The sequence below is a fragment of the Halovivax asiaticus JCM 14624 genome (assembly GCF_000337515.1).
Lineage (GTDB): Archaea > Halobacteriota > Halobacteria > Halobacteriales > Natrialbaceae > Halovivax > Halovivax asiaticus.
The window spans coordinates 21949-32366 of sequence record NZ_AOIQ01000017.1 but is presented as its reverse complement, the minus strand read 5'-3'; the positions used below and the strand labels follow the sequence as shown (position 1 = coordinate 32366).

Sequence of the window (10418 nt, the reverse complement as noted above, 5' to 3'; positions counted from 1 at the left end):
ATACACCACTGATCCAATGCACCCGAACTCACGAATCCGAACGATCGCCCTGGTCGTGATAGTTACCATGGTCGCGGTGAGTACGCTTTCCGCCGCCCCGATCGCAGCGAGCGACGATCCGCCGCCACCGCCACACTCGTTCCACGGCGAGGTGTACGTCGACGGCGAGCCAGCATCGCCCGGCACGGAGATCGTCGCCATGATCGACGGCGAGGAGCGTGGCGAGATCGTCGTCTCCGAGAATGGAACCTACGGCGGCCCCACCGTCGGCGACGAGAAGCTCGTCGTCCACGGCGAGAACGGCGACGAGAACAAGACGATCACCTTCCTCGTCGACGGCGAGGCGGCGAACGAGAACGCCGCGTGGACGGCGAGCGGCGACGACGAATTCCACCTCGTCGTCGGCGACGCACCCGGAGGCGGTGGCGGCGGTGGATTCGGCGCCCCGCCATCGGATAGCGACGGCGATGACGGTGGGTCCGCCCAAGCAACGTCGGAGGAGACGGACGACAACGACGAGAACGCAGGCGACGGGGCTGACGATGGAGACTCGGACGGCGACGAAGCTACCGGCGAAGACGGTGACGACGGCTCCGGATCGCCAGCTGACGACGATGCGTCGTCGATGCCTGGTTTCGGAAGCGCCAGCGCCTTCCTCGGCCTGCTCGCGAGCCTCGCCCTGCTCGATCGGCGCCAGTAACGGCACCTCCTGACGCCCGCAGTGGGCGTTTTTCGACGGCTCATTGCCCAACTGCTAGCGATCCCTCGATACATAACGGACACACAGTGCGAGCGCCGCGAGCAGGTTGGTCGAGCGGCTAGTCACTCGCCTTTCCAGAGATCCGCAGTGAGTCGATCGGCCCACTGGGTGTTTTCGCCGGGTTCGACGTACGCCTCGTGCCCAGAGACGACGTCGGTGACGTCCACGCTCTCGAAAATCGTTGGGTGACCGGCCGGGGAGTCACGACAGTCCACGCCACGGCACCCGAGCCCGACGTTGCACGAGAGGAGCCGGTAGAGCCAGCACACGGTCCGATCGGTTCTGGAGTGATAGGACAGCACCCGTGTGGCCGACTCGCGGATGCCGGCTGCGTACCGGCCCCCATCGCAGACGGAATCGGCGTCGACGCCGGGGGCGAGGAGGGAGACGGTATCGACGACGATGTCACCAGCGAGGTCGACGAGCGCCTCGAGGACCACGCGAGCGCCGAGCGAGTGGGCGAGCACGACGAGGGTCGCGTCGGGCGCCCGCGAACGAATCGCCCGAAGCCGGTCGGCGAGCCGACCGCCGGCAGCGTCCGCCCGCCGGCGCGCCCGCCAGAAGTTGATCGTGTGTGCGTCCCACTGGGCCGGGACGACCGAGACCTCGACACCGCGACGGTCGAACGCGCGTTCGAAGCTGGCGGCGTACCCGCCACTCACCGTCCGCCCGAACCAGCCGTGAACGAAGAGACAGACGGTATCACCGTCCCAGAACTCGGCCGGGGTCGTCGGGGCGGGTTCGGTCAGGTCCACCACGGGAGCGTCACCGTCAGTCATTGGATCGAACGATCGTCGAACAGCCAGCGGCGTCGAGACGGGTCGCTGACCAGACAGGTTGCGATGCGTGTCGAGCGCCGATAGTCGTTTCGACGAGGGAGTCTGACCTGAGACCGACGATCGGGGGGTTCGTTCACACTGCCACCGGTCTGCTCAAATCTCCGTGTTTGAGTGTCCTTCAACACAGACTGCTCGCTACGCTCGCAGTGGTGTGCTGAAGAGAAACGTCCTGACGGAGTCTTACGCGAACGGACGTGAGCGTAAGGCACGTCAGGACCGAAAGACGAAGCGGATGCTCCGCGCTGCGAAGCATCCGCGACTCACGGTTCACTTCGTTCACCGTTCATCTGATCGAGGTCCTTGCTCACTTCGTTCGCTCGGACCTCGCATGAGGAGTGAGCGTCCTGACGGAGATTTGAACTCGCCGAGACGGTTGCGCTCGCTCCCGTTGGTCGCTACGCGCACTGCGACTCGTCTGCTCAAATCTCCGCGTATCGCTTCTTCCACAACGCGTTTTCGCAGCGCTTCGCGCTGCTCAAGGTGTTGATGTGGAAGAAGCGTCCTGACGGAGATTTGAACTCCGGTCCCTGGCTCCGCAAGCCAAGAGGATAGTCCACTACCCTACCAGGACTCGAATATTCCTATCGCGGGTTCGGTTAAAGCCCTTTCGAAACGGACACGTGCAGTCCGGTGATTGCATCGCGATAATGTTGATACGGCACGCCCGCGAGACAGTAAAATACAGATGGTAAAATCTCTATTTCACCATCCAGAAGTGGTTTTATAATAGGCATCGAAGTGGGGGTATGCGCCGACGTAAACTGCTCGCAGGCCTCGGAAGTACAGCAACAATCCCACTCGTCGCTGGTTGTCTAACCGACGACGAAGACAATGGAGACGATGAAAAGGAGGATCCGTCCGACGACGGCAACGAATCGATCGACGATGGAAACAACGGGTCGGATGACGGGAACGAATCCGACGACGGAAACGAGTCCGAAGAGGGGAGTGGTAACGAGTCGACGACGAATTCGATCGAGACGCTCTCACAGACCGAACTCGACGACCCGGTCGAAGACGAGCGAAACGTCGAGGCGACGGCGACGGTCTCGGCCGACGGCGAGACTGTCACTATCGAAGGCCAGCTCGAAGCAGCGACGCCGTGTCACGAAGCTGTCGTCACCGGCACGACGCTGGAAGACGGCACGCTGACGGTGAGGGTCGGGCTCGAGAAGACGGACGCCGACACGTGTACGCAGATGATCAGTCAGATCGACTACAAGGCGACGGTCGATGTCACGGACGGTGAGGCGACCTCGGTAGTCGTCGTTCACACCGACCGGGTCGACGAGACGACCGCCGCCGACACCGAGCTGTAGCCCAGTTCCCCCTCACAATCATTGTCCCGCTGACGACACGCCCCCAACTCACGCCGGACCCTTTTCTTCGCGGGTACCCGCCTCCGGGTGCCGATTCGTCGCGAACCAGCCAGCGCGTTTGACAATACTTATGCGCGGTTGCGTCCTGTTCGGGCATAGCATGAGCGACATCGAGGGGATCTACGAGGATCTCGAGGCGGACGTCTCCCTCGAGAAGTTTCGCGAGGCCGTCGAGGCCAAAGTCGAGCAGATGGGCGGGCTCGCGGACGAGGAGACGGCCGCCATGCTCGTCGCCCACGAGGTAGGCGAGAGCGAGGTCGGCGGGATCGCAGACATCGAACCGGGAATGGAAGAGGTGAAATTCGTCGCGAAGGTGACGAACGTCGGGGAGGTGAAGACCTTCGAACGCGAGGGCGAGGACGACGACGGCCGCGTCGTCAACGTCGACGTCGCCGACGAGACGGGGGCCGTCCGGATCACCTTCTGGGACGAGCGCGCCGAAGCCGCCGTCGAGGAACTCGAAGCGGGACAGGTGCTCCGGATCAAGGGCCGACCGAAGGACGGCTACAGCGGCGTCGAGGTCAACGTCGACGAGGCCCAGCCGGACGACGACACGGAGATCGAGGTGAACGTCTCGGATACACACACCGTCGAGAACCTCACGATCGGGCTCTCGGACGTCACCCTCGTCGGCGAGGTGCTGGAGACGGGTTCGATACGCACGTTCGACCGCGACGACGGCTCGAAGGGGAAGGTCTCGAACCTCACCCTCGGCGACGAGACGGGACGCGTGCGCGTCACCCTCTGGGACGAGCAGGCCGATCTCGCGACCGAAATCGACGACAGCGAGGTCGTCGAGGTGGTCGACGGCTACGTCAAAGAACGCGATGGAAACCTCGAACTCCACGTCGGCAATCAGGGGACGGTCGAGGTTGTCGACGAAGATGTCCAGTACGTCCCGGACAGCACACCGATCGAGGACGTCGAGATCGACCAGACGGTCGACCTGAAAGGCGTCGTCCGTTCGGCTGACCCGGTTCGCACCTTCGACCGCGATGACGGCTCCGAAGGACAGGTTCGAAACATCCGCGTGCAGGACGCGACGGGTGACCTCCGGGTCGCGCTCTGGGGCGAAAAGGCCGACATCGACATCGGCCCCGGCGACGAGGTCGCGCTGGCCGACGTCGAGATCCAGGACGGCTGGCAGGACGACCTCGAAGCCTCCGCCGGCTGGCGCTCCACCATCACCGTGTTGAACGCGGCCGAGACCGACGCAGGTAGTGACTCGGAAGGGGGCAGCGATTCCTCGAGCCTCTCGTCGTTCGCCGACGGCGATGGGTCGAAGTCGTCAGCGTCGGATTCGGACGATACCGGCGAGACGAGCGCCGATCCGGCCGAATCGAACGGCCCGGCGGACGGCGAGGAGATCGAGTTCACTGGCGTCGTCGTGCAAGCGGGCGAGCCGATCATCCTCGACGACGGCGAGACGACGATGCGCGTCGACTCCGGGACCGACGTCGGTCTCGGCGAAGAAGTGACCGCCCGTGGGCCGGTCGACGACGGCGTCATCGACGCCGAAGAACTCTTCTAGCAACCGGGTTCCCCCGATCCCTGACCGGTCAGTGACGGAAGGGTTAAGGGGGTCACACGCGGCCGTTTTCGTATGAACGTCGAGTTGCCGTTCGCGCCGGTGGACACGGTTATCCGCCGAAATTCGGACGAGCTGCGCGTCAGCGCCGACGCCGCCCAAGAACTGGCACGGCGGATCCAGCTCCACGGGGCCAACCTCGCCGAAACGGCCGCACAACAGGCCGAAGCCGACGGCAGAAAGACCCTCATGGCCGAGGATTTCGACGTCGAGACGGTGATCGACGACGACGAGTTGACGCTCCCGATCGCTCCCGTCGACCGGATCGCACGCCTCGACATCGACGACCGCTATCGAGTGTCGATGGACGCCCGGATCGCCCTCGCGGACATCCTCGAGGACTTCGCCGACAACGTCGCCCGGGCGGCGGCGATTCTCGCTCGACACGCCGACCGACGCACCATCATCGACGACGACATCGAGACCTACTTCGCCCTCTTCGAGTGACCACCTGATGCGCTTTGGGTACAGCGAGACCTGTCTGCGACACGACCCCGGCCCGCGCCACCCCGAGGCACCGACCCGTCTCGACGCGATTCGCGACCGCCTCGCGAGCGTCCACGGCGTCTCCTACGTCGAGAGTGACCCCGCGTCCGTCGAGACTATCGAGGCGATTCACGACCCGGCGTACGTCGAGGAGTTTCGCTCGTTCTGCGACGATGGCGGTGGCGAGTGGGATCCGGACACCAGCGCCGTCGAGGCGACCTGGGACGCGGCCCTGCAGAGCGCCGGACTCGCCTGCTGGGCCGCCGACGAAGCACTCGCTGGAGAGGTCGGGCGAAAGACGTCATTTTCCATCGGGCGACCGCCGGGCCACCACGCCGTCGTCGACGACGCGATGGGCTTTTGCTTCTTCAACAACGTCGCCGTCGCCGCCCAGCACGCCATCGACGACGGCGGCGCCGATCGAGTCGCGATCGTCGACTGGGACGTCCACCACGGGAACGGCACGCAGGATCTGTTTTACAACCGCGAAGACGTCTTCTTCGCGTCGATCCACGAAGATGGGCTCTACCCCGGCACCGGCGAGGTCGACGAGACGGGCGAAGGAGCCGGTGAAGGAACCACGATAAACGTCCCGATGCCCGATTCAGCCACCGACAGCGCGTATCTGGCCGTCTTCGACGAACTGCTCGGGCCGGCACTTCGTGACTTCGACCCCGATCTCCTCCTGCTAAGCGCCGGGTTCGACGCCCACCGACACGATCCGATCTCGCGGGTCCGACTCACGACGGAAGCCTACGCACTCATGGCCGATCGCGCCCGGTCGATCGCCGAAACCGTCGACGCCGGACTGGCAGTCGTCCTCGAAGGCGGCTACAGTCTGGACGTCCTCGCCGACAGCGTCGCACTCGTCCACGAGACGTTCGACGGTCGCGAGCCGATCGAACCCGACGATGGGATCGACGAGTCGGTCGACGCACTCCTCAACGACGTGGCGTCCGCTCACGGTCTCGAACGATAGGGAATCCATCGGGACGGGAACGACGAACCTGTCGGCAGAACCCAACGTGAGTCGTGCCGACGGTCAGACCGTCGGTCGAACGTACCTCGCCAGCTCGACCCCGAACTCTGCACAGAGTTCAGTGACGTCGTCGCCCTGCAACACGTCGTAGCCGTCCTCGAGTGCGGTCTCGACGTGGGCGCCGAGACGAACGCCGAAAAGAGCGTCGCTCCCGAGGAACGCTGGGGCAGTCCGATACTCGCGTTCGCGTTCGACGACGTAGCGATCGCCGTCGAGGAACGGGCCGTAGACGTCCGGGTCGTCGGCGTAGGCGTCGAAGAATCCCTCGGCATGCTCACGGACGTGGACCGGCGGCCCCTCGTGACGCTCGATCGCCGGGCGCTCCGCGATGGCGAGTTCGACCCAGAGAACAGCCGTCTCGGCGGCCCAGGCGGCGCTCCGACAGACGTCGAACCCCCGCCGGTTCAGTGCGTCGACGAGCCCAGCTCGCGACCGCTCGAGCTGTGGGTAGAGCTGATCGTCGACGAGATCGGGTGCGTCGAACCGAATCGCGACCGGCGTGGTGGCGCGGTCGGCCAGCACGGTCTCGAGTTCCGCGGGTGTGAAGGGCGCCGGATCGGTAGATTCGAAATGGTCGAGTTCGGGATCGGCGAGGAGCGCTCGGGCGTGGTGCTGGAACCGGGCGACGTTCTCGGCCGAGCAGACCGCGGCGACGTTGCGCTCCGGATCGGTGGGATCGATGGCGACCAGCGGATCGTCGAAGGGGAGGTCGACATCGTCGACCTCCGGGTCACGAGACGGCGACGCCGTCTCGCGCGGCGCCCTGTGCGCTTCGGGATCGAGGTGGATCGGCGGATGCCAGTCGGCCGCCGCCTCGAGGAGGGGGCGAAAGCCGCCGTACTCGAGAACGAGTAATTCCGTGAGGTAGCCGCTGAAGCCGCGCGTTCGGAGGTCGCTCCCGTAGACGCCGATCGCTTTGAGGAACGCCTTCGCGAGGCGCACCTCCGCAGCGAGGGCGGGATCGAGTCGTTCCTGCAAGTACGTCGTGTGGAACGGCGTTCGATCGACGGCCGACCGGATGTCGGTCGCATCGTCGAGACGGTAGCAGGGCACCACGTCGACCGCGAAGCCATCGCGCTCGCCGGTCACGTACGGATGCTCGGCGTACTCCTCGTGCCCATCGGGGAGCGTCTCGTGCCCGACCGCGAGGCCATCCCGTTCGAGCGTCTCGCGGTCGATATCTGCCGGAAAGCGCACGAAGACGTCGATGTCTCGATCCCCGCTGATCCAGGTGTCCCGTGCCGTCGAGCCGACCAGCATGACGTCCGCGTCCGGATGACGCTCGGTCACCGCCGTCTCGGCCCGATCGAGCAGGGAATCGGCGACGGCGTCCAGCGCGGCCCGTTCGTCCGCGTCGGGTTCGACGCGATCAAGAACCGTCGACAGCACGTCCGCGAGCCGGTCGTCACCGTCGGTACTCATCGACCGAAGCTTCGCGGGCCCGTCGGGAAAACGTATCGAAGCACCACGGCCCGCTCGGGCGCCCTGCGTGCAACTGATTCGCAGGCCGGCAAAGCGAAAGCCCTATGAAACACTCTCGTCTACTCGAAATCGAGCCGAAGTAGCTCAGATGGTAGAGCACCTCGCTGTTAACGAGGTTGTCCCAGGTTCGAGTCCTGGCTTCGGCGCTGTTTTTCGAACACTACTCGCGAGGAGCGGTAGCTCCGAGCGAAGACAATATTTCCGGCACCCAGCCTATTTCGCGGTCGAGCGACGAAGGGTCGATATGACGCCTTCAGAGCGGCGAACGACTGACCAGCACGGTCACGACGTCGTCAACCCATTGTACGTCGCCATTGTCACCGTCTCGAGCTCGCGAGCAGCGCAGGCGGCGGAGTCCGACGGCTCACCCGACGATCCCGGCGGCGATACGGTCGCGACGTGTTTCGAAGGCGAGGGACACGAGGTCAGCGAGCGGGTGCTGGTCCGGGACGATTCCGCGACGATCCGTTCCACAGTACGGGAGTTGGTCAACCGCCGGGAGATCGACGTGGTCGTGACGACCGGCGGAACGGGCGTGAGTGTGGACGACGTCACGCCAGAAGCGGTTTCGTCGCTGTTCGAACGCAAACTGCCCGGGTTTGGCGAACTGTTCCGCATGCGCTCGTGGGAAGAAGTCGGAACGCGAGCGATGGCCTCCAGAGCGACCGCCGGGCTCGCCGCGGACACGCCGGTATTCTGTCTCCCGGGGAGTCAGAGCGCCTGCGAAACGGCCTGCGAAGAGTTGATCGTCCCCGAAGCGCCACACCTCGCTGGCGTGGCCACCGCGCATCGGACAACAGTCGAGGAAACGATGCAGGACGGCGACGAGGAGTGAGGGGAGTCGCGCCGGACAGAAACTGTTACTACCGTGGCGGAACTCCCCTGATACGAGGGCCCTTAGCTCAGTCTGGTAAGAGCGCTCGGCTCATAACGAAGCCGGTGTCCCCGGGTTCGTGGGATACCGAGTGGTCGTTGGTTCGAATCCGACAGGGCCCATGCAGCAACTACTCGATTTGTGACCGTCCCCGGAAGTTCGTTTTCCGGGCACTTTACCCATATAATACCCCGTTTCACTAATTCGGAAATTAGGGGTTCGAAAGTGGAGCCCAGGTGGCGGCCACCTGCGGGTCGCCGCCGTCTGGCTATTTCTATAGCCGAAACAGAGTGGTCCGCGTGAGGTATCGATTTGGGGCCCTTCGTAGGGGAAGTATCGTCCTGTGTGGAACCAACACGTATTTTGGCAATCGTCCAAATCTCCCTCACGATTCGTTCTATGACGAGCCGATTCGCGGTTCGCCCGGTGTTCAAACCCCTCTCGCCGCCCGCCGCGCGACGAGCCCGATAGCCGCAGCACTCGGGGTCGTTTCGCTACCTCCTGGGTAGTCGCATTTTTCACTCGACCAGACACACATATGCCGACATCCACTGGGCTACCGGCTCGCTGCCGGAGCTCGGACGACCGAAGACAGCCGTTCGAACTAGAATCGACTCGCTCATCCGACTCACCCGGCGCCGGGACGGTATCTCGCGGGGGTGAGCGTCGATGATCGCCGCCAAGCGCTTGCTGTGGCGAAACCGGGATTTCCGACGCTTCGTTGCCGGGCAGTTCACGACGAACGCCGGGGGCAGCCTCTACACGGTCGCCGTGTTGTGGCTCGCCTTCGAACTGAGTGGTTCGACCCTCGTTACCGGAGCCCTGAACGCGATACTGTTGCTCCCGTGGCTGCTGCAGGTGTTCGCCGGGCCGCTCGTCGATCGACTGCCACTCAGCTCTGTGCTCGTCGGATCACAGGTGGTCCAGGGCCTCGTCGTGCTCGTGCTGCCGCTCGCCGCGGCGACCGGCAACTTGCACGTCGGCGTTCTGTTCGCCGTCGCCCCGGTGCTCATGCTCGCGACGCTGGTGATGGCACCGATGGAGACGGCACTCCTCCCACGTATCGTCGACGACGGACATCTCTCCGAGGCCAACTCCGCCCTGGCGACGGTGACGCTCGGACTGGATATGGTATTCGATGCGGTCGGCGGCGGCGGCCTCATCGCCGTATTCGGGGCGACGACCCTCTTCGTGATCGACTCGCTCACCTTCGCCGTCGCCGCGTTGCTGTTCGCCGGAATCGCGCTGGGCACCCCCGGAACGCCGGAACGGACCGAGGAGTCCGACGACACCGACGCATCCGTCGAATCGGTGCTCCGATCGTACGTCTCGGATCTCCGGGCCGGGGTCGACGTCCTCCGCGGGACGCTGTTCGTCGAGTTGTTGCTGACGACCGCGGTGGCGAATTTCGCGACCGGCGTGGCGCTGGCGATCCTGCCGGCGTTCGGCGCCGGCATCGGTGGGCCCGCAATCTACGGCTTGCTACTGGGCGCACTCGGAATCGGTCGGCTCGTCGGGTCCGTCGTCGGGCCGTATATCGCTGGCATTCCCTATGGGAAGGTGCTGCTCCTGCACGGGCTGGGGGCGGGGTGCTGGGTCGCGGCAGTACTACTGCCATCGCCGACGCTGACGGTCGTATTGTTCGGCCTCGCATGGGTCCCTGCCGGCGCCTCGGGCGTACTGATGGCGACACTAAACCAGCGGTTGTTCCCGGCCGACCTGCTCGGGCGAGTCGCTGCGACGAAAGGGACTGCCTCGGGGGCGACGCTCCCGCTCGGATCACTCGTCGGTGGGATCGTCGCTGAAACGCTGGGAACGACGACCATGGCCCTGGCCGCAAGTGGCTTCGGCTTCACGGCCGTCTACATCCTCCTGCGTCCGCGCCTTCGACGGCTCCCCGCCGTCGGGGCTGTGACTCCAGCCGACTTCGACCTGCAGACCGAGCCCGACCTATCGGCAACGTAGCGGGGT

General features: G+C 65.0%; 9 protein-coding genes and 3 tRNA genes. 9 read left to right on the top strand and 3 right to left on the bottom strand.

Annotated elements, in window-relative coordinates; all coding sequences use genetic code 11:
• Window positions 1-16: 16 nt before the first annotated feature.
• Window positions 17-700, top strand: a complete 684-nt coding sequence (locus C479_RS10405; protein ID WP_007701976.1) for a hypothetical protein — start codon at window positions 17-19, stop codon at window positions 698-700.
• 122 nt (window positions 701-822) lie between these two features.
• Here C479_RS10405 and C479_RS10400 read toward each other — a convergent pair whose 3' ends face one another.
• Both C479_RS10400 and C479_RS10395 read right to left on the bottom strand, forming a co-directional pair.
• Window positions 823-1539 (bottom strand): DUF726 domain-containing protein, encoded by a 717-nt coding sequence (locus C479_RS10400; RefSeq protein WP_007701974.1) that lies wholly within the window; start codon window positions 1537-1539, stop codon window positions 823-825.
• Between the two features lie 558 nt (window positions 1540-2097).
• A tRNA-Arg gene (locus C479_RS10395) sits at window positions 2098-2170 on the bottom strand.
• A 175-nt stretch (window positions 2171-2345) separates the two neighbouring features.
• Here C479_RS10395 and C479_RS10390 point away from each other — a divergent pair.
• The 4 genes from C479_RS10390 (at window position 2346) to C479_RS10375 (ending at window position 6031) form a co-directional block, all read left to right on the top strand.
• The gene (locus C479_RS10390; RefSeq protein WP_007701971.1) at window positions 2346-2918 is read left to right on the top strand and encodes a hypothetical protein; all 573 of its coding nucleotides are present in this window, start codon (window positions 2346-2348) and stop codon (window positions 2916-2918) included.
• A 160-nt stretch (window positions 2919-3078) separates the two neighbouring features.
• On the top strand, window positions 3079-4509 hold the full coding sequence (locus C479_RS10385; RefSeq protein WP_007701968.1) for a single-stranded DNA binding protein: 1431 nt from the start codon (window positions 3079-3081) through the stop codon (window positions 4507-4509).
• A 72-nt stretch (window positions 4510-4581) separates the two neighbouring features.
• Window positions 4582-5013, top strand: coding sequence for a histone (locus C479_RS10380; protein ID WP_007701967.1), 432 nt, complete (start codon window positions 4582-4584; stop codon window positions 5011-5013).
• A 7-nt stretch (window positions 5014-5020) separates the two neighbouring features.
• Window positions 5021-6031: a histone deacetylase family protein gene (locus C479_RS10375; RefSeq protein ID WP_007701964.1), complete on the top strand. Its 1011-nt coding sequence runs from the start codon at window positions 5021-5023 to the stop codon at window positions 6029-6031.
• Between the two features lie 63 nt (window positions 6032-6094).
• Here C479_RS10375 and cca read toward each other — a convergent pair whose 3' ends face one another.
• Window positions 6095-7513 (bottom strand): CCA tRNA nucleotidyltransferase, encoded by a 1419-nt coding sequence (cca, locus tag C479_RS10370; protein WP_007701961.1) that lies wholly within the window; start codon window positions 7511-7513, stop codon window positions 6095-6097.
• Window positions 7514-7646: 133 nt separating this feature from the next.
• On the opposite strand from cca, the gene C479_RS10365 reads away from it, so the two are divergent.
• From C479_RS10365 to C479_RS10350, 4 genes are all read left to right on the top strand, one after another.
• Window positions 7647-7719: transfer RNA gene (locus tag C479_RS10365), tRNA-Asn, on the top strand.
• Window positions 7720-7817: 98 nt separating this feature from the next.
• Window positions 7818-8408, top strand: coding sequence for a MogA/MoaB family molybdenum cofactor biosynthesis protein (locus C479_RS10360; RefSeq protein WP_007701958.1), 591 nt, complete (start codon window positions 7818-7820; stop codon window positions 8406-8408).
• Between the two features lie 56 nt (window positions 8409-8464).
• Window positions 8465-8569 (top strand) — tRNA-Ile (locus C479_RS10355).
• A gap of 547 nt (window positions 8570-9116) precedes the next feature.
• Complete coding sequence (locus C479_RS10350) at window positions 9117-10412, top strand: MFS transporter (protein ID WP_007701956.1); 1296 nt, start codon at window positions 9117-9119, stop codon at window positions 10410-10412.
• Window positions 10413-10418 lie beyond the last annotated feature (6 nt).

Excerpts from the sequence above, each read along its gene's own strand:
- C479_RS10390 (WP_007701971.1), top strand. The coding sequence starts at position 2,346 with ATGCGCCGACGTAAACTGCTCGCAGGCCTCGGAAGTACAGCAACAATC.
- C479_RS10350 (WP_007701956.1), top strand. The coding sequence starts at position 9,117 with ATGATCGCCGCCAAGCGCTTGCTGTGGCGAAACCGGGATTTCCGACGC.
- cca (WP_007701961.1), bottom strand. The coding sequence starts at position 7,513 with ATGAGTACCGACGGTGACGACCGGCTCGCGGACGTGCTGTCGACGGTT.
- C479_RS10375 (WP_007701964.1), top strand. The coding sequence starts at position 5,021 with ATGCGCTTTGGGTACAGCGAGACCTGTCTGCGACACGACCCCGGCCCG.
- C479_RS10385 (WP_007701968.1), top strand. The coding sequence starts at position 3,079 with ATGAGCGACATCGAGGGGATCTACGAGGATCTCGAGGCGGACGTCTCC.
- C479_RS10360 (WP_007701958.1), top strand. The coding sequence starts at position 7,818 with ATGACGCCTTCAGAGCGGCGAACGACTGACCAGCACGGTCACGACGTC.
- C479_RS10400 (WP_007701974.1), bottom strand. The coding sequence starts at position 1,539 with ATGACTGACGGTGACGCTCCCGTGGTGGACCTGACCGAACCCGCCCCG.
- C479_RS10405 (WP_007701976.1), top strand. The coding sequence starts at position 17 with ATGCACCCGAACTCACGAATCCGAACGATCGCCCTGGTCGTGATAGTT.
- C479_RS10380 (WP_007701967.1), top strand. The coding sequence starts at position 4,582 with ATGAACGTCGAGTTGCCGTTCGCGCCGGTGGACACGGTTATCCGCCGA.